The sequence below is a fragment of the Streptomyces sp. NBC_01006 genome (assembly GCF_045162725.1).
In the GTDB taxonomy this organism is placed as follows: Bacteria; Actinomycetota; Actinomycetes; order Streptomycetales; family Streptomycetaceae; genus Streptomyces.
The window spans coordinates 263,558-281,904 of record NZ_CP108701.1 but is presented as its reverse complement, the minus strand read 5'-3'; the positions used below and the strand labels follow the sequence as shown (position 1 = coordinate 281,904).

Sequence of the window (18,347 nt, the reverse complement as noted above, 5' to 3'; positions counted from 1 at the left end):
CCGGGCGGCGCCCTGCCGGGGTCCTTATCGGCGGAAGTGGGCGCGGTGTTCGTGCAGGAAGGTGTCGAGGGTGCGGGGCGGGCGGCCGAGGATGTCGTTGACGGTGGTGGTGGGGGTCTCGGGTCGGGTCATGGCGAGTTGCTGGATCTCCGTCACGTGGTCGGCGAGCCAGGTGGGCATGTGGGCGCTGTGGGTCAGGTTGTCGCGCAGTTCGTCCGGGGTGAGGTTGACGTAGCGGATCCGATTCCCGGTCAGGTCGGTCAGCCGTGAGGCGAGTTCGGGGTAGGCGACGGCTTCGGGTCCGGTCAGGGTGTAGGTGCCTCCGGCTATGTCGGATCTGGTGAGGGCGGCTGCGGCGACGTCGCCGATGTCGCGGCAGTCGATGTAGTTGCAGGGCGCGTCGCCCGTCGTGCCGAGGATGACGCCCTGGGCGACGGTGGGGGCCAGGCGCAGGAGGTTCTGCATGAACGCGTAAGGGCGCAGGATGGTGTGGGCGAGGCCGCCGGTGCGCAAGTGTTCCTCGATGGCGTGGTGTCCGCGGGAGATGGCGACCGGGGAATCGGGTTCGGCGGCGGGTGCGGAGATCTTGACGATGTGCCCGATGCCGGTATCGGCGGCGATGTCGATGACGCGGGTTTCGAGTTCGACCTGTGCGGGGCTGTTGGCCATGGCGAGGAAGAGCTGGTCGGCGCCCTTGAAGGCGGTGCGCAGGGAGTGGGGGTCGGTGGCGTCGGCGTACTGAACCTCGACGGGCGGTCGGTGTGCGCCGGTCGTGCCGGGGATCGGCCTCTGCGGGGTGCGGGTCAGTGCGCGGACGGGTGCGCCGAGCGCGAGGAGGCTGTGGAGCAGGGCGTTCCCGGTTGCTCCGGTCGCTCCCATGACGACGATCACGGTGTGCTCATTCCTTGGTGACTTCCCTGCGGCAGATACCGCGGGGTGGGTGGACCCGGTGCCGGGGTGGGCTATGCCCGGGATGCTGTGGTGGTGGTGCTGGTGGTGCTGCGCCAGCGCAGGGTGACGATGGTGGTGGCGAGCGCTGCGGAGACGGGCAGGTCGATGCGCAGGCGCTCCAGCCACGGGGTGGCGGGGATCGGGCTGTGGGCGGGTAGCCATTGGGCGGTGAACCATCCCAGCAGGGCCGCCGCGCCGGCGGCGGTGATGACGAGTGCGGCGGTCAGGGCGACGCGCGGCGTGGTGGTGGTCCACCGTCGGGGCTGCCCGCCGTGCCGCAGCCAGCTGCCGACCAGGAACGCCACCACGGCGGAGGTGCCCGCGATGGAGGTGCAGGCGGCCATGGCCAGGTCCTGCTGCCCGGTGATGACTCCGGCGGTACCCGCCATCAGCGCGGGGGCGGCGTAGGCGGTCAGCACCTCGCGCCACAGGGTGAACGGCCGGGATGGCCGGGACGGCCGGGGGGCTGCCGGGTTTCGATTCGTTCTGTTCGTTCTGTTCGCTCTGTCCTTCGTTGCGGGCATGCTGGCCTCTTTCTCGTTCGTGTGAGGGAAGCGAGGGTTGCGGCGGCGGGGTGGGGCGTCAGGCCTACTCCGCCAATGTAATTAGGTGGCTAACTATCACTTCGTAAAAAGAGGCCCTACCCGGAGGGCGGGGCCAAGTCGGCTGAGAGGCGGGTCAGTCGGCGGCCAGGGCCGCGCTGCCGCGCACGACGCGGGCGAGCAGGTCCAGGAACACCGCACGCTCCTCGACGGAAAGCCCGCTCACCATCGCCTCAAGCCGCCCGAAATGCTCGGACGCCATGTCGCGCAGCCGCTGCGCGCCGCGCGCGGTCAAAATGGCCACCGTGCCCCGGCCGTCCTCCGTGGACGGACGGCGGGCGATCAGGCCCTCGCGCTCAAGGCCGTCCAGCAGGCCGGTGACCGTGGCCCTGGAGACACCGAGGTCGACTGCGAGGTGCGAGGGGGATTTCTCCCCGCCGTGGTCTTCGAGGTCGGCGAGCAGGCGGTAGCGCCCCGTCGACAGGCCGAACCTGGCGAAGTGCGCCTCGGCCGCCCGGCCGACCCTCGCGCCCGCTGAGATCAGCCGCACCGCGACCAGCACCGCCTGCGGGTCGACCTCCAGGCCGTAGTGCTCGACCTGCCGCCTGGCCTGGTCCAGCGTGGGTGCCTCGCCGTCGATGCCGTCCCTCGTCATGCAGATAATATGGCGGCTAATCACTTGGACTGTCAAGAGACCGGAGAACAGCGAACAGAGAACAGGGCCTCAGCTCAGAGCGCCGTCCGGCTGACGGGTGCCAGGTCCATCGGCAGATCGCCGCGCGAGCTGATCCGGAGCTTGCGGTAGACCCGGGTGAGGTGCTGTTCGACGGTGCTCACCGTCAGGAAGAGCTTCGCGGAGATCTCCCGGTTGGTCAGTCCCTGGGCCGCCAGTGTCGCCACGCGCTGCTCCGAACCGCTCAGCTTGGCGCCGCCGGACGCCGTTTGACCGCCCGCCTGCGCCCGGTCGCGTACGGGCGGGGTGAGGGGTGCGTCCGGGAGGATCTCCCGGCACAGGGCGACGGCCTCGCTGTCCTTGGCGAGGTTCCAGGCGTTGCGGACCATGGTGTTGCCCTTGGAGGAGCCCTCGGACTGGAGCGCACGGCCGAGGTCGGCCATCGCACGGGCCGTCTCGACGCGGTCGCCGGAGCGGTGCAGCTCCTCGACGGCCTGGCCCAGCAGGGCGGTCCGCCGGCGGGGTTCGCCGGTGTGGGCGCGCAGGCGCAGGGAGAGGCCGCGTACCCAGGGGCGCCGCGCGTCGGGGTGGGCGAGCTGGTCGAGGACGAGCTGTTCGGCCTGCCGGGCCTCGCCGAGCAGCAGCAGGGCCTCGGCGGCGTCGGTGCGCCAGGGGAGGTGGGCGGGGCGGTCGATGCCCCAGGCCGCCATGAGGCGGCCGGTTTCGAGGAAGTCGGCGAGGGCGGCGTGGGGCTGGTTGACGGCGAGGCGGTGCAGGCCGCGGGCGCGCAGGTACGCGAGCCCGTGCAGGCTGGCCGGCAGCCGCGGCGGCAGCTGCCGGTCCGCGAGCCGGGAGGCCTCGGTGAACCGGCCCATGGCGCTGCCGGCTCGTATCAGCACGGCCGTCGGGGCGCAGTGGAACGCACTGCCGGTGCGGTCGGGGAGGGCCTGGAGGGCGGCGGTGGCGTGGGCGTGGGCCCCGGTGAGGTCGCCGAGCCGCAGCAGGGCCTCGGCGTGGAGGGTGCCGAAGAGCGAGACCCAGCCGGGCGCGTGCGCCCGCTCCGCCTCCTCCAGCAGCCTGCGGCTCCAGGAGACGGCGCGGTCGGGCTGGTCGGAGGCGGTCAGCGACCGGACGGCCTGGGCGAGTGGGGTGGCGGTGGCATCGGCGAGCCGGGTCCCCTGCAACAGCCGCTCGCTGACGGCCCGGGGCGTGTCGAGGTCACTGTCGAATGCCGAGCCGCTGCCGCTGCCGCTGCCGCTGCCGCTGCCGCTGCCGCTGCCGCTGCCGCTGCCGCTGCCGCTGCCTCCGCCTCCGCCGGGTAGGAGACCCGGGATCTCCCCGACCCGCCCCTGCGAGTACAACAGCCCGACGAGCAGCCGGGCGTGCTCGGTGTTCCTGACCAGGTCGACGCCGGTGGGTTCGGCGGGGTCGGTGCGCCCCGGGCGGTCGGCGTGCCCGGTGTCCCGGGTGCTCCCGGCAGCCCCGATGTCCGCGGGGCGGCCGGGGTGTCCGAGCGGCGTGGCGTGCGGGTCGTTCGGGGTGTGGGCGGGGGCTTCGGCCCGGTGGGCTGCCAGCAGCGCGGTGAGTTGGCGCTCGGCCGCACCCGGGTCGAAGCGGGCCGCGACCTGGGCCAGGCGGAGCCGGATCCCGTGGCAGGTGTGCGCGTCGGCGCCGGCCTGGAGGGCGAGTTCGAGGAGCCGGGTGGCGGCGCGGGCGTGGCCCTGTGCGAGCAGTTCCTCGGCGGCTTCGCGCAGCACCTCTACGTCGGCGGGGTCGCTGGAGGCGTGGTTGGTGGTGGCGGCCAGCAGGTGCTCGGCGACGGTGGTGGCGGGGGCGCCGTCCTCGCGCAGCAGCCGGGCAGCCCGGCGGTGCAGGTCGGCGCGGATGCCGGGGGTGGTGTCCTCCAGTACGGCGGCCCGCGCGGCGGGGTGCCGGAACCGGACGCCGTCCGGGCGGCCCGCGCCGTCGGGTCGGCCCGCCGCCTCGGGCAGCCCCGAAGCCTCGGTCCACCACGAGGCTTCCGGCAGGACCGAGGCCTCCGGCAGGCCCGAAGCTTCCAGCAGGCCGGTGCCCGCGTACTGGCCTGCGGCCTCGTACCGGCTCGGGGCCTGATACCAACCCTGGCCTTCGTGTCGGCCCGAGGCGTCCGGCGAACCCGAAGCCGCCAGTAGGCCAGAGGCCTCGTACTGCCCTGCGGCCGCATACCGCCCCGGGGCTTCCGGCTGGGCCGAAGCCACCAGGAGGCCCGAGGCATCCAGCGCGGCCAGGGCTCGCCGGGTGCCCGCCGCCGATCCGCCCAGGAGGCGTACGACCCGTTCCGGGGTGGCCTGTTCCCCGAGTACTGCTGCGGTACGGGCCGCTGCGAGGGCGGTGGGCCCGGTCCGGTGCAGGCAGGCCGCGACGGCCTGGCCGTACGGGCCGCCCGGCTCGGGCGCGGGGGACTGCCCGGCGCCGGTCTCCTCGACGAGGGCGCGGAGCAACAGGGGGTTGCCCCCGCTGATGCGGTACAGGTCGCCAACGGGCAGGAGCCCGCCGGTCGGGAGGGGCCCGCCCGTTGGCGTGAGTTCGCCGGGCCGTGCGAGGCCGGCCGTCGGGCGGAGGGTGGCGAGGGTTGTGGCGACCTCGGTGGGGGTGAGGCGGTCCAGGCGGAGGCGGGCGAAGTGCGGCTGGCGCATCAGCTCGGTGGTGAAGACCGGGTCGAGGTCTTCGGCGTGCGGAGTGCCGGTCAGTACGGTCAGTACGGCGGCCGTGCGGGCGTGCCGGGCCAGGTACTGGAGGTACTGGAGGGACGCGCCGTCGGCGTGCTGGATGTCGTCGACGACGAGCACGACGGGGCGCTGCGCGCTCAGCTCCCGCAGCCGCGCACAGAAGGCCTGCATGGCCTCCACCCGCGCGGGCGGCGCGCCCGAACCGTCGGCGGCGGGCACGGGCAGGGGCAGGGCGAAGCCCTCCTCGCCGTGTGCCAGTTGCCGCAGCACACCCAGGGCCACGTGGCGCTCCTCCGGGGAGGCGACCGCAGTCAGCACCAACGCCCCGGCCCGGCACGCCCGTTCGGCGGCTGCGTCCGCCAGCGCGCTCTTGCCGCAGCCCGTGGCGCCCTCGGCCAGAACGATCCGCGCGCCCCCTTCGGCGCACTCCGCGAGCGCCGTGTCCAGCGCTCCGATCACCGCGTCCCTGCCCACCAGCGTCACACGTGCCCCCGTCATCGAAACTCCACCCCTCACCCCGGTCAGGGTCGAAGCCGCGCCTACAGGGGTGGTCGAGCGCAGACGGAGCAAAAAGACCCCGGGCCGCCCGGGGTGGTCCAAGGGCTTGCGTTGGGGCTCGCGTTCCGGATCGGGCCACGCCGCGGCGTCCCGCACCCCGCACCTCGCCCCCCGGCACGCCGATCCAGCCCGATCCGGAGACGGACCCTGACCCGCCGGCCCTGCGGCAGCCAGTCACCGCCCCGGCGGCGCCAGCGGCACGCCCCGCTTCCCGAACAGGCCCGATCCGCGAGGCGCCCCCCTGGGGTCGAAGCTGCCGCAGGCCTTGCATGGGACGCGCGTTCGGAGTGTGCACGTGCATCCGGTGATCGGGCTCCGCTCCGCGTTGCCATGTCCGGCGCGCCGTAGGCGCTGCCCGTCGGCATCCGAGTGAGCCGCTCTCCGCGCGGGCCGCCCCTGAGGAGCCGGAGCGGCCGGTCATCGGGCGGCGTCCCGCCTTGCGATGCACGGCACCGGACGCCGCTCCCTGATCCGGCCTGATCCGGCCTGACCCGGCCTGATCCGTAAGACACCCCCTATCTGAGGGGCTCCCCGATCCGGCGCCCGCCGCGGGAGGTGCCGGGGGGGGGAGGCGGTACCGATTGTTCCGCGGTGCTGTCTGTGGTGCTTCTCAAGCGGACTTCGAGGATTCCTCGACCCGGCGCGCCGAGCGTGACAGCGCCACGTCACCGCCGCCGCCAGCGGGAACACATGCCACGAGAGGGCGATGCCGATGCCGATGCCGATGGAAGATCCCCGATGCGACACGGCGCAGCGCATCACGGCGCCCGTCCACGTCACCGGCCCCGCCGGGCCCTGGGATGCCGTACGGGAGGGCATGGCGCGGCGGGGCAACGCCTCCGTCCACACAACCTGGGGCGAATGGCTCACCGCCGCCCTCGCGGAGCCCGCCCTGCGGCCCCTCCTCGGCCGGGACTGGCAGCGCTACCGCCACACCACCGACCCGACCATCCGCTTCCGCTTCGTCGCCTCCCGGCTCGCCGTCCGGTACACGGCCGCCGCCGCCCTCGGGACCGACCCCGCCAAGCTGGACCTCTCGTACAAGCCGGGCGGGCGCCCGTACCTGCGCGGCCTGGACCAGATCGACCTGAGCCTCACCCACACCGACGACCTCATCGCGGTCGGCATCAGCCGCAACGGCCGCATCGGCATCGACACCGAACCCGCCGACCGCAGGCTGGCGTTCTCCCTGCTCCAGAACCAGGTGTGCACCGAGGCCGAGCGCGCCGCGCTCGCCGCCCTCCCCGAGGCGGAGCAGACCGCCGGCATGCTGCGCCTGTGGACGCTGAAGGAGGCGTACACGAAGGCCCTCGGCCAGGGCCTGCGGATGGGCTTCTCCGAGTTCGGCTTCGCCGCGGGCGGTACGGGTGACACCGGCCTGCTCGCCCCCGACGGCACTCCCGCCGCCCACGGCGAATGGGCCTTCGGTACCTACCCCGTCCTCGGCCGCTACCTCGTCAGCGTCGCCTGCCACGACGCCGGACTCGATCCGTCCCGCGACACCGCCGTGTCCACCATGCTGGACGAGGGGTTCGTCGCGATGGTCTCCGGGCTGCTGGACCCCGTCTGACCTCCCGTCACGTGCCCCGGCCCGGGAGCTCGACCCGCTCCCGGGCCGGAGTCAAGCCAAGCTGTAGCGCCCACGGTGAAGCTGGGCGACGCGACACCGGCCGGACCCGGTGCCTCTGTGTCGAAAGGGCCCGTATGAGCATCGTCGAGGAAAGACCACTGGAGACCGTACTCGCGCCGGACTCCCGACCCGCTGCGGACTCCCGACCCGCGGCTGCGATCTCCCCGCGCCGGGAGGAGACCCGCTTCGCCTCCCTGCGCGAGCGCACCGCGGAACTGCACGCCGTACGGGCGCTGGCCGAGGCCGGCCCGAGCGAACGCGCCACCGCGGCCCAGCACTCGAAGGGCAAGCTGACCGCCCGCGAGCGGATCGAACTGCTCTTCGACGAAGGAACGTTCAACGAAGTCGAGCAGCTCCGCAAGCACCGCGCCACCGGCTTCGGCCTGGAGGACAAGAAGCCGCACACGGACGGGGTGGTCACCGGCTGGGGCAAGGTCCACGGCCGCACCGTCTTCGCGTACGCCCACGACTTCCGCATCTTCGGCGGCGCGCTGGGCGAGGCCCACGCCGAGAAGATCCACAAGCTGATGGACCTGGCCGAGGCGGCCGGCGCCCCGATCGTGGGCCTGTGCGACGGAGCGGGCGCCCGCATCCAGGAGGGCGTCACCGCGCTCGCCGGCTACGGCGGCATCTTCCAGCGCAACGTCCGCAACTCGGGCGTCATCCCGCAGATCTCCGTGATCCTGGGCCCGTGCGCCGGCGGCGCCGCGTACTCGCCCGCCCTCACGGACTTCGTCTTCATGGTGCGCGGCACCTCGCAGATGTTCATCACCGGCCCGGACGTCGTCCAGGCCGTCACCGGCGAGGCCGTCACGATGGAGCACCTCGGCGGGGCCGACAGCCACGCCGGCGCCTCGGGCGTGGCGGCGTTCGCGTACGACGACGAGCAGAGCTGCCTGGAGGACGTACGCCACCTCCTCTCCCTGCTGCCCTCCAACAACCGGGAACTCGCCCCCGCCGGCGACCTGGAGGACCCGGTGGACCGGCGCTGCGAGAGCCTGCTGGACCTGGTCCCGGCCAAGCCCACCCAGGGCTACGACATCCGCGACCTCATCGAGGAGGTCGCCGACCACGGGGATTACTTCGAGGTCCACGCCCAGTGGGCCCAGAACGTCGTCTGCGCCCTGACCCGCCTCGGCGGCCACGTCGTCGGCATCGTCGCCAACCAGCCGGCCCACCTCGCGGGCGTCCTGGACATCCAGGCCTCCGAGAAGGCGGCGCGTTTCGTCCAGTTCTGCGACTCGTTCAGCATCCCGCTGGTCACGCTGATCGACGTACCCGGCTTCCTGCCGGGCGTCGACCAGGAGCACAACGGGATCATCCGGCACGGCGCGAAGCTGCTGTACGCGTACTGCAACGCGACCGTCCCGCGGATCAGCCTGATCCTGCGCAAGGCCTACGGCGGCGCCTACATCGTCATGGACTCCCGGTCCATCGGCGCGGACGTCGCCCTGGCCTGGCCCTCGAACGAGATCGCGGTGATGGGCGCGGAGGGTGCGGCGAACGTCATCTTCCGGCGCGAGATCAACGCCTCGGACGATCCCGACGCCACGCGCGCGCAGAAGATCAAGGAGTACCAGACCGAGCTGATGCACCCGTACTACGCGGCCGAACGCGGCCTCGTGGACGACGTCATCGACCCGGCCGAGACGCGCGCGCGGCTCATCTCCACGCTCGACATGCTGCGTACGAAGCACACGCAGCAGCCGAGCCGCAAGCACGGGAACGTCCCCCTGTGACCGCTCCCACGCCGGCTCCGGGCCCCACCCCGGACGCCGCCGGCGACACGTCCGCCCTCGCCCTCGCGGCCTCGATCCGCATCACCAGGGGCAACCCGACCGCGGAGGAGGTCGCGGCCCTGGCCGTGCTCCTCACCGCCCGTATCCGGCTCCAGAACGAGGCGCAGGCCTCACAGACGGAGGCCCAGGTGTACAAGCTGCCCCTGCGCCCCCGACCGTCCTTCATAGCGCCGGGCGCCTGGGCCTCGTAGGCCCTCACCCAACCGCCCGCCCCCCACACGAAGGACGATCCCGCACGCCGCCCGGCCACCCCCCCCAGGCCGGGCGGTCAGCGGCGTGCCCGCCCCCTGACGGCAGGTCGGGGGGCGGGCGGTGTGGGCCGGGCGCGGGCCGTGTCAGACCAGTCGGCGCGGGGGCGGGGAGACGTGGAAGACGAAGGACAGGGCCTCCACCGTCGAGCGGGCGGCCGCCAGTGCCTCCTCCGCCGTCGGGGCCGCGCCGCGGGCGCGGGCGATGCGGGTGAAGGACCCGGCGAGGCCGGTGAGTTCCGAGCCCTCGGGCAGCAGGACGGTGACGTTCGGGTCGGTCAGACCCGGGTCCCCGTCCGCCAGGCCCATGAAGGTGCCCGTGACCTCCGGGGCGGTGTACCAGATGGCCTCGCAGCGCGGGGCGCGCCCGGATTCCAGGACGGCGCGGATGTCCGGCAGGACCTTGAGGCCGGCGGCCTGGCGGGCCTGGAACTCGATCATGTCCACACCGGTGGCGTCCTTGGCCAGGTTGAAGATCTCGTCGCCGCCCACCCGCAGATGGGTCTCGATGATCCGCGGGCCGTCGCCGGTGAGGACGATCTCGGTGTGCGTCGGTCCGAACTCGACGCCGAGGGCGTCCAGGACGCGCATCACGTGCCCGCCGATCGCCTCCTGCGCGGCGGCGTCCAGCGGGGCCGGCAGGACATGGCCGAGTTCGACCATGTCCCGCGGGTCGGAGTACTTCCGGGTGATCGCGACGATCACGTGCTCGGCGGCCTCCGAGAAGGCCTCGACGCTGTACTGCGGACCCGTGTGGTACTGCTCCGCGAGCACGCCCAGGCGGGCGATCCCGGGGAAGTCGCCGGTCGCCGTACGGTAGGCCGCCGACGCCTCCTGAGGGGTGTTCACGAGGGTGACCCCGAAGCTGGCCGTACCCGCCGTCGGCTTGACGATGAACGGGTACCCGGCCGCCTCGCCGAACGCGAGCAGGTCCGCTTCGCCGTACGCGCGTGCCGCCTTCGTGTCCTCCACGCCCGTCTCGCGCAGCCGCTCCCGCATCGCGTGCTTGTCCTGCACCAGGCGGACCGTTTCCGGGCTGTGCGTGGCGATGCCCAGGGCCGCGCCCACCGCGGCCGCACGGTCCTGGTCGTGCTCCCAGAACGTGGTGATCCGGGTGACCGGCCGGATCGCGTGGACGGTGCGGGCCAGCGCGACGACCTCGTCGAGCGGGGCGTCCTGGCGCACCGCGAGCACGCGCACGTAGTGGCCGGAATCGGTGATCCGGGCCAGGTGCTCGGGGCGGCAGACGACCGAGATGGCGGCGTCCGGGTCCAGTTCCAGCAGCCGTGCCGCGAAGTCCAGGCGGGGGCCGACCGCGAACATCAGGTAGTGGTCGCCGGCCTGGGCTTCGGCGTGGGTGCCGACCTGGGCTTCGGCGTGGGCGAGGTCAGGCATGGGACACGACCCTTTCGGGGGTGGGAGTCGGGGAGGGCGCGGCGGCGGTGAAGGGCCGGGCGGCCACGGAGAAGGCCGCCGTGGCGGCGAGGAAGAGCACGGCGACGACCAGCCAGCCGACCGGGCCGGCCGGCAGCACGTACGCCGTCATCAGGAACGGGCCGACGATCAGCTGGGCGCTCATGCCCATGCTGAACACCGACAAGTACTGCGGGCGCGAGCGGGCCGGGGCCATCTCGTACGAGAGCTCCCAGGCGGCCACGGCGTGCAGGTTCTCGCCGACGGTGAGCGCGACCACGGCGAGCAGTACGGCCACCAGCGCGACGACGAGGCCCCCGCCGTCCGCCGCGGCGAACAGGGCACAGGAGAGCACCAGCGGGGCGCAGGCCCAGCGCAGCAGCCGCAGGGCCTTCGAGGCGCCCTGGGCGAACCGGGCCACGTACACCTGGAGGACCACCGTCAGCACCGTGTTGACGGCGAGGACCACGGAACTGGCCCCCTCGGGCAGTCCGGCCCGCTCGGTCATCCAGAGCGGTACGAGGATGAACAGGATCGAGTCGTTCAGCAGCAGCACGGAGTTGGCGAGCGTGGCCGTCAGGAACCGGCGGTCCCGGTACGGCGAGCCCGCCGCGGTGGTTCCCGCGCGCGGGTCCGGACAGTGGGGTTCCGGGCCCGAAAGGACCGGCCCCGGAACCGGCTTCACATCCGGCTCCGTCACGGCGGACGACCCCGAGGCCGACCCCGCCGCCGGGCGCGCCCCCGCCGTGCGGATCAGGAGCGCCACCGCCACGAACGCCGCGCCGTTGAAGGCGAAGAGCGCGGTGAACGCGGCCCGCGAGTGCGCCGCCTGCACGACGGCCGCGAGGAGGAAGCCCACGGTCATCCCGACGTTGCTCACGGCCCGCAGCGAAGCCATGGTCCTGGTCCGCTGGGCCGGCGACTCCAGCTCGCCCACCACCACCTGGAGCAGCGGCATCGCCGCGCGCGTGGCCACCGTGATCAGGCAGGTGACGGCGAAGTAGCCGGCGTACCCGTCGACGAAGGCGTACGCGGTGAAGCCCGCCGCCCGCGCCAGGGTCAGCCCCACGTAGACGGGCAGTGCCCCGAGCCGCCCGGCCAGCGCCCCGAAGGGCGCCGGGGCGAGCAGGCCCAGCACGTTGGCCGCGGTGAGCGCGCCGCCCACCGCCACCGCCGGGATCCCGACGAGGCCCACGAAGTAGAGGGTGGCGGCCGCCAGGAACATCCCGACGGCGATGGCGTCCACGGCCGCGCCGTACGCGATGGTCCGGCCGGCCCGGGAAGCCGGGAACAGGTCAGCGGACTTCATGCGGCAACCCCTGGGCGAGCACCGCGAGCGGGGGCCGCGGGATCAGGTAGAAGTGGTCGCCCGGCACGGTGTGGTGGCGGAACGCCCCCTCGGTCACGGCCGCCCAGGCCGCCGCGTGCGCCTCGCCCACCTGGGGGTCCGCGTCGCCCGCGACGGCGGTGACCGGGCAGGTCAGCAGCGGCCCGGGCCGGTGCTCGTAGGCGTCGAACATCCTGAAGTCCCCGCACACGTACGGCAGGACCAGCTCGCGGAAGTCCGGGTCGGACAGCAGCTCGGCGTCGGTGCCGCCCAGCGCCACGAGGGCGTCCGCGATGGCCTCGTCGTCCATGTCCGCCGTGCCGGCCCCGTCGGGGCCGTCGTCGGCGGGGTGCGCCAGGTGCGGGGCCCGGGCGCCGGAGGCGTAGAGGTGGGCCACCGGCCGGCCGGCCGCCTGGAGCCTTCGTGCGGTCTCGTAGGCGACGACCGCGCCCATGCTGTGGCCGAGGAAGGCCACGGGCCGGTCGTCCCGCAGGGCCAGCAGGGCGTCCGCGATGTCGTCGGCCAGCCGGTGCAGGTCGGTGTGGAGCGGCTCGTCGAGCCGGGCCGCGCGGCCCGGGTAACAGACCGCGTGGACCTCGTACCCGGGCAGCTGCCGGGCCCAGTCGTGGAAGAAGGAGGCCGAGCCGCCGGCGTGCGGGAAGCAGACGAGGCGATGGGTCGCCTCCGGGCGCACGGCGGGGCATTTCAGCCAGGTCGTCGTCGTCATCGTCATCGTCGCTCTCCTGCCGTGATCAGCGATTCCACGAGGGCCGTCTGCTGGGCCAGCGTCGGGCCGGTGATCAGCGCGCGGACCGGGACGCGGACCCCGAGGTCGTCGCCGAGCCGCCGGGCGAGGCGGACCACCAGCAGCGAGTCCCCTCCGAGGTCGAAGAAGTCCGACTCGGGCGACAGTTCGGGCCGGCCGAGCAGCTCGGTCCACCGGGCCGACACCGCCTCGCCGGGCGTCGCGGGAGTGGGAGCCGAGGGAGCCGGGGGAGCCGGGGGAGTCGCGGGAGTCGCGGGAGTCGCCGACGCGGCCGGCGCGGCCGGCGCGGCCGCGGCCGTCCTCCCCACCCCGCCGCCCGGTCCGGACACCGTCCGGGCGGCCGGGTGCGCCGCCCCGGTCCGGGCCGCGGGCGCCACCAGCCGCGGCCCCGCGAAGGCGTGGCCGGGAAGGTGTACGGGGCGTCCCGGCCCCGCCAGTGCCACCGCGTCGAGCGGCAGTCCGGCGCTCCACAGGCCGGCCAGCGCCACCAGCGTCTCCTCGCCGGGCCGGTCCGTGCGCCCCGCCGCGAGGGCCACCGCGGTCAGCCCCGCGGCCTCCGCCATACCGCTCAGCGCCCTGCCGGGGCCGACCTCGATCGCCACCGCGTCCGGGTGGGCCTCGGCGATCGCCGCCAGTCCGGCCGCGAACCGTACGGTGCTGCGCGCCTGTTCGGCGAACGACCCGGCCTCGACCTCGCTGCCGGCCGCCACCAGGGTTCCGGTGACATTGGACAGGTACGGCAGCCGCGGGCGCCCCAGGGCCACCTCCGCCACGGCCCTCCCGAGCTCCCGGACGGCCGGATCGATCATCGAGGTGTGGAAGGCGTGGCTGGTCTGCAGCCGCCGGGTGCGCTCCCGGTCGCCGAGCCAGGCCCGGAAGGCGTCCACCGCGTCGGCGGGCCCGGCCAGGACCGAGCTGTCGGCCGTGTTCACGGCGGCGAGCTCCAGCAGGGGCCCGCCCGCCGCGGCGAACTCCCGGGCCAGCTCCCGTGCCTCCGCCTCGCCCACGGCGAGGGACAGCATCGCGCCGGGCGGACAGGCCTGCATGGCCCGGCCGCGCAGCGCCACCAGCGCCGCGGCGTCGCCGAGCGGCAGTACGCCCGCCAGCGCGGCCGCGGTCAGCTCGCCGAGGCTGTGCCCGGCCAGGGCGACCGGGGCGAGGCCGAGCCCGGTCAGGGCGGTGGCCGCCGCGTACTCCACGCAGAACAGGGCGGGCTGGGCCAGCTCGGTCCGCGCCAGCTCCCCTGCGGGGAACGCGGGATCGAACAGCGCGGGGCGCAGCCGCGCCACCAGGGCCGGTTCGAAGTGCGCCAGGCACCCCTCCAGCGCGGCGCCGAACCCGGGCAGCGCGTCCTGGAACGGCAGGGCCATGCCGGGGCGCTGGCTGCCCTGACCGGGCAGCAGGAACACCACGGGGGCCGGCCTGCCCGCGTACGAGGGGGAGTCGGCGGCCGCGCGCAGGCGGTCGGCGAGTTCCCGGTGGGTACGCCCGGCGACGGCCGTGCGGTGGGGCAGCCGGGCCCGCCCGGCGGCCAGGGTGTGGGCGATGTCGCCGACGGCCGTGGAGTCCAGGGCGGGCAGCCGGTCGGCGAGGAGCCGTGCGGTACGCGCCAGGGCCTCGGGCCCGCCGGCCGACAGCATCAGCACCCGGTCCTGCGGGCCGCCGTCCGCGGGCTGCGGCGTCCGGGGCCGTACGGGGGGCTGCTCGACGACGACATGGGCGTTGGTCCCGCCGATGCCGAAGGAGCTGACGCCGGCCCGGCGCGGGCCGGGGCCCGCCCAGTCGAGCAGACCGGTGGGCACGTACAGGGGCGAACCGTCGGTCTCCAGCAGCGGGTTGAGGCTGCTGAATCCGGCCACCGGCGGGATCCGGCCCTCGCGTACCACCAGCAGCGTCTTGATCAGCGAGACCAGCCCGGAGGCCGCGTCGAGGTGGCCGATGTTGGCCTTCACCGCCCCGACGGCGATCCGGCCCGGCTCGGCGCCCAGGCCGCGCAGGACGGAGGAGGCGGCCGACCACTCGATGGGGTCGCCGACCCGGGTGCCGGTGGCGTGCGCCTCCAGGTAGCCCAGGGTGTCGGCGCCGATGTCCGCGGCCGCGAGGGCGGACCGGATGACGGCCTCCTGCCCGGCGGCGGAGGGGGCCTGGTAACCGGCCTTGGCGGAGCCGTCGTTGTTGACGGCGCTGCCGATGATCAGTCCGTACGGGTCGGCGCCGTCGGCCAGGGCCTCCTCGGCCGGACGGAGGACCACGGCCACCACCCCGGAGCCCGCCAGCGCGCCGTCGGCCGAGGCGTCGAAGGGCCGGCACTCGCCGGAGGCGGAGAGGATGCCGCCGGGCAGGTGCACGTGGCCGGCCTGCGGGAAGTCGACGGCGGCCGCGACGACCACGGCCTGCTCGCACTCGCCGGCCAGCAGGGCCTGTACGGCGAGGTGCACGGCGACCAGCGAGGAGGAGCACGCGGTCAGCACGCTCATCGCCGGGCCGGTCAGCCCGAGCCGGTAGGCGATCCGGGTGGCCATGTAGTCCGGCTCGTTGGCGCGCAGGGCCTCCTCGATGCCCGCCGCGTCCAGCGTGTTGGAGGTGAGCATGGCGCGCAGGTACGCGCTGCTGCTCGCGCTGGCGTACACGCCGGTGGTCCGGGATTCCGTCAGCGGATCGCAGCCCGCGTCCTCCAGGGCCGTCCAGGCGGCCTCCAGCATCAGCCGGTGCTGGGGGTCCATGAGTTCGCCCTCGCGGGGGCTGATGCCGAAGAGCTCGTGGTCGAACCGGTCGGCGTCCTCCAGCAGGCCCCGTACGGGAACGTAGTCGGGGTCGTCCAGGACGCTCGCCGGCTCGCCGTCGGCCAGGAGCCGTTCGCGGTCCAGGCGCGAGGTGAGGATCTCGCCGCGCAGCAGGGCCTGCCACCAGGAGCCGATGTCGCCGGCGCCGGGGAAGCGGCCGGCCATGCCGGTGACGGCGATGTCCAGGGACCGGTCCCGGTCGTCGTCCCCGGGGGCGCCGGGGAACTCGGAAGGTGCCGTCGGTGCGGTCATCGGGTGGCTCCCTGCAGGGCACGGCGCTGGCGGGCGCGGGCGGCGCGCTCGCGGCGGGCCCGCTCGGCGCGGCCGTCGGCCGGAGCGGCCGCGGCGGCGTCCGCCCCGCCGCCGGCCCGTACGAGCTCGGCCTGGGCGTCGACCGTGGAGCAGCGGAACAGCTCGACGACGGAGGGCCGTACGCCGGTATGGCGGCCCAGCGCCTCCTGGAGCCGCATGATGAGCAGCGAATGCCCGCCCAGGTCGAAGAAGTTGACACCGGTGGGCACAGAGGAGATCTCAAGAACCTCCGCCCACGCGGCCGAGACCTGCGCGACCGTATCGCCGCCGCTGTTAACGGCGTTAACGCCATTAACGCCGTTAACGTTGACGCCGTCGGCGGCCGGAGCCGGCGCCGCGTGCTCGCCGGGTACGCCCCCGAGGACCGCCTCCTGCGCGGCCTGTGCCTCCTGCTCCGGGAGCGTGGCGAGCGCCGCCCGGTCCGCCTTGCCGTTGACGGTCACCGGAAAGGCGTCCACCGCCCGCAGCCGGGCCGGCACCGCCGCCGCGGGCAGCACCCGGGCCAGCCGCTCCCGTACCGAGTCCAGGGCCGCGGGATCGCTCGTGACCACGAACCCGGTCAGCCGGGTCCCGGCCGCGTCCGCGACGGCGACCGCGTCGCGGATGCCGGGGCAGGACCGCAGCGCCGACTCGACCGCGCCCAGCTCGACCCGGTGCCCGCGGATCTTGACCTGGTTGTCGCGGCGCCCGAGGAACTCCAGGGTGCCCGTCCCGGACCAGCGGACCAGGTCGCCCGTCCGGTACATCCGGGCGTCGCCGCCCGCGAACGGGTCCGGGACGAAGGACTTCGCGGTGGCCTGCGGCTGCCCGAAGTAGCCGCGGGAGACACCGGCTCCGCCGATGTGCAGCTCACCGGTGACGCCGGGCGGCACCAGCCGGCCCGCCCGGTCCAGTACGTACAGCAGGGCGCCGGGCACGGGACCGCCGATGTCGACCGGGCCGGCCGCCTCGAAGCGCCGGTAACTCGCCCACACGGTCGCCTCGGTGGGCCCGTACTCGTTCACGAGGGCGGTGGCTCCGAGCAGTCCGGCATGCCGGCGCAGCAGGTCCTCCGAGAGCGCCTCGCCGGCCGTGATCACCGTGGTCAGACCGGCGGGCAGCCGGCCCAGCCGCTCGGCCGCCGTCAGGATCGCGTCGTACAGGGACGGTACGCACAGCAGGTGCGTCACCGCGTGCCGCTCGATCAGCCCGAGCAGCGCCTCAGGGTCGCGGTACTCGTCGGGGCCCGCCACCACCAGCTGCCCGCCCGCGGTCAGCGTGCCCCACAGACCGGCGACGGAGGAGTCGAAGGCGAGCGGGGAGAGCAGCAGGAAGACGGGCCGGTCCGGGTAGACCTCGCGGCGGGCGAGGGTGGAGGCGGCCAGCTGGGCGTGCTCCACCACCACGCCCTTGGGGGTACCGGTGCTCCCCGAGGTGTAGATGAGGTACGCGGGGTCCTCGGGGCGGGTCTTCACCACCGGGAGCACCTCGCCCGCAGGCTTGCCCGCCACCACGCCCTCGCCCGGCTCGCGCAGGGCATCCTCGTCGGCGGCGACGACGGTGAGACCGGGTTCCGTGATCCGCTGCCCGAGCTCCCCGGTGACCAGGACCGCGGCGACCCCGGCATCGGCGAGCACCGCCGCGATCCGCGCGTCCGGGTTGGCCGGATCGACGGGGACGTACGCGGCGCCCGCGCGCAGCGCGCCGAGCACCGCCGCGACCATGGCGACGGAGCGGTCGGCCAGTACGGCGACCCGGTCGCCCGGGGCGACGCCGGCCGCGGCCAGCCGGGCGGCGATCCGGCCCGCCCAGGCCTCCAGTTCGCCTCGGTCGGCCCGGTCGTCGCCGCAGACCACCGCGGTCCGGCCGGGCTCGGTGCGGGCCAGTGCGGAGACCCGCTCGTGCACCGGCTCGCGGCCCTCGGCCGGCAGTGCGCGGCCCTGCCCGAGCGCCAGCAGCTCCCGCTGCTCGTCCTCCTCCAGCAGCGGCAGCGTGCCGACGGCCGGAGCCTGTTCGCCGGTCAGCCCGCGCAGGACCGTGCGCAGCTGGGCGAGCAGCCGCAGGACGCCCGAAGCGGAGTACCGCTCCTCGCTGTACCGCGCGACGAGTTCGGCCGCGCCATTGGCCGGGTCGGTGTCCCACAGGGCGACGGAGATCTCCAGCGCCCCCGACAGCGCGGCCGGGGCGGCGCCGTGCCGGAACTCGACCAGGTGGTCGGGGACCGGGCCGTCCGCCCCGTCGGCCCACAGGGAGATCGACCGCTCCAGCGACCGGTCGGTGGCCGCGAGGAGCTCGGCCGGGGCCGCCTCGTCCCGTACCTCCAGTACGACGGGCACCCGCAGCGCCCCGGCCACCGCCCGGTCCGTGCCGGTCCGCCGGGTGAGCGTCACGGCGAGGGCGGCGAGGCCCACGGTCAGCGGGGTGACCCGGTGTGCGCGGGCCGCGCGCCCGACCGCCGCGCGCAGGGCGGCGTCAAGGGGCAGCCGCACCAGCGCGGATCGCCCGCCGGGGGCTGGACGGGCCCCGCCGACGCCCAGCGGGCGATCGGTGGTGGCGGCGCGGACCTCGTCGGCCCACTGCCGGAACTCCTCGGTGCTGCGGTGGGCCAGGGGCTGGCCGGCCCGGGCGGCGGACGGCGTTGACATCGGTACTCCTTCG

The 18,347-nt window shown here is 74.8% G+C and carries 12 protein-coding genes; 3 read left to right on the top strand and 9 right to left on the bottom strand.

What is annotated here, in order from left to right; all coding sequences use genetic code 11:
* Positions 1 to 24 precede the first annotated feature (24 nt).
* The 4 genes from OG509_RS41045 to OG509_RS41030 form a co-directional block, all read right to left on the bottom strand.
* Positions 25 to 891 carry an NmrA family NAD(P)-binding protein gene (locus OG509_RS41045; protein WP_331742178.1) on the bottom strand — a complete coding sequence of 289 codons (867 nt, stop codon included), beginning with the start codon at positions 889 to 891 and terminating at the stop codon, positions 25 to 27.
* A gap of 71 nt (positions 892 to 962) precedes the next feature.
* On the bottom strand, positions 963 to 1,370 hold the full coding sequence (locus OG509_RS41040) for a hypothetical protein (RefSeq protein WP_331742175.1): 408 nt from the start codon (positions 1,368 to 1,370) through the stop codon (positions 963 to 965).
* A gap of 259 nt (positions 1,371 to 1,629) precedes the next feature.
* Positions 1,630 to 2,148, bottom strand: a complete 519-nt coding sequence (locus OG509_RS41035; RefSeq protein WP_331742172.1) for a MarR family transcriptional regulator — start codon at positions 2,146 to 2,148, stop codon at positions 1,630 to 1,632.
* Between the two features lie 74 nt (positions 2,149 to 2,222).
* The gene (locus OG509_RS41030; protein ID WP_331742756.1) at positions 2,223 to 5,390 is read right to left on the bottom strand and encodes a BREX system ATP-binding domain-containing protein; all 3,168 of its coding nucleotides are present in this window, start codon (positions 5,388 to 5,390) and stop codon (positions 2,223 to 2,225) included.
* A gap of 766 nt (positions 5,391 to 6,156) precedes the next feature.
* Between OG509_RS41030 and OG509_RS41025 the strand changes: the two genes are divergently transcribed.
* The 3 genes from OG509_RS41025 (at position 6,157) to OG509_RS41015 (ending at position 9,052) form a co-directional block, all read left to right on the top strand.
* Positions 6,157 to 7,002, top strand: a complete 846-nt coding sequence (locus OG509_RS41025; RefSeq protein ID WP_406187898.1) for a 4'-phosphopantetheinyl transferase family protein — start codon at positions 6,157 to 6,159, stop codon at positions 7,000 to 7,002.
* A 134-nt stretch (positions 7,003 to 7,136) separates the two neighbouring features.
* The gene (locus OG509_RS41020) at positions 7,137 to 8,801 is read left to right on the top strand and encodes an acyl-CoA carboxylase subunit beta (RefSeq protein ID WP_331742166.1); all 1,665 of its coding nucleotides are present in this window, start codon (positions 7,137 to 7,139) and stop codon (positions 8,799 to 8,801) included.
* A complete protein-coding gene (locus OG509_RS41015) occupies positions 8,798 to 9,052 on the top strand; it encodes an acyl-CoA carboxylase subunit epsilon (RefSeq protein WP_331742163.1) in 255 nt (84 codons plus the stop codon). The genes OG509_RS41020 and OG509_RS41015 overlap by 4 nt, the downstream gene beginning before the upstream one ends.
* A gap of 144 nt (positions 9,053 to 9,196) precedes the next feature.
* Here the strand turns inward: OG509_RS41015 and OG509_RS41010 are convergent, their stop codons facing one another.
* The 5 genes from OG509_RS41010 to OG509_RS40990 are packed head-to-tail and all read right to left on the bottom strand — an operon-like array spanning position 9,197 to position 18,334.
* Positions 9,197 to 10,504 carry an ATP-grasp domain-containing protein gene (locus OG509_RS41010; protein ID WP_331742160.1) on the bottom strand — a complete coding sequence of 436 codons (1,308 nt, stop codon included), beginning with the start codon at positions 10,502 to 10,504 and terminating at the stop codon, positions 9,197 to 9,199.
* Positions 10,497 to 11,831 (bottom strand): MFS transporter, encoded by a 1,335-nt coding sequence (locus OG509_RS41005; RefSeq protein ID WP_331742157.1) that lies wholly within the window; start codon positions 11,829 to 11,831, stop codon positions 10,497 to 10,499. Before OG509_RS41005 ends, OG509_RS41010 begins: the two co-directional genes overlap by 8 nt.
* A complete protein-coding gene (locus OG509_RS41000; protein WP_406187897.1) occupies positions 11,818 to 12,582 on the bottom strand; it encodes a thioesterase II family protein in 765 nt (254 codons plus the stop codon). The genes OG509_RS41005 and OG509_RS41000 overlap by 14 nt, the downstream gene beginning before the upstream one ends.
* Positions 12,579 to 15,650, bottom strand: coding sequence for a beta-ketoacyl synthase N-terminal-like domain-containing protein (locus tag OG509_RS40995; protein WP_331742151.1), 3,072 nt, complete (start codon positions 15,648 to 15,650; stop codon positions 12,579 to 12,581). The genes OG509_RS41000 and OG509_RS40995 overlap by 4 nt, the downstream gene beginning before the upstream one ends.
* Positions 15,647 to 18,334 (bottom strand): non-ribosomal peptide synthetase, encoded by a 2,688-nt coding sequence (locus OG509_RS40990; RefSeq protein ID WP_331742148.1) that lies wholly within the window; start codon positions 18,332 to 18,334, stop codon positions 15,647 to 15,649. Before OG509_RS40990 ends, OG509_RS40995 begins: the two co-directional genes overlap by 4 nt.
* Positions 18,335 to 18,347: the final 13 nt, after the last annotated feature.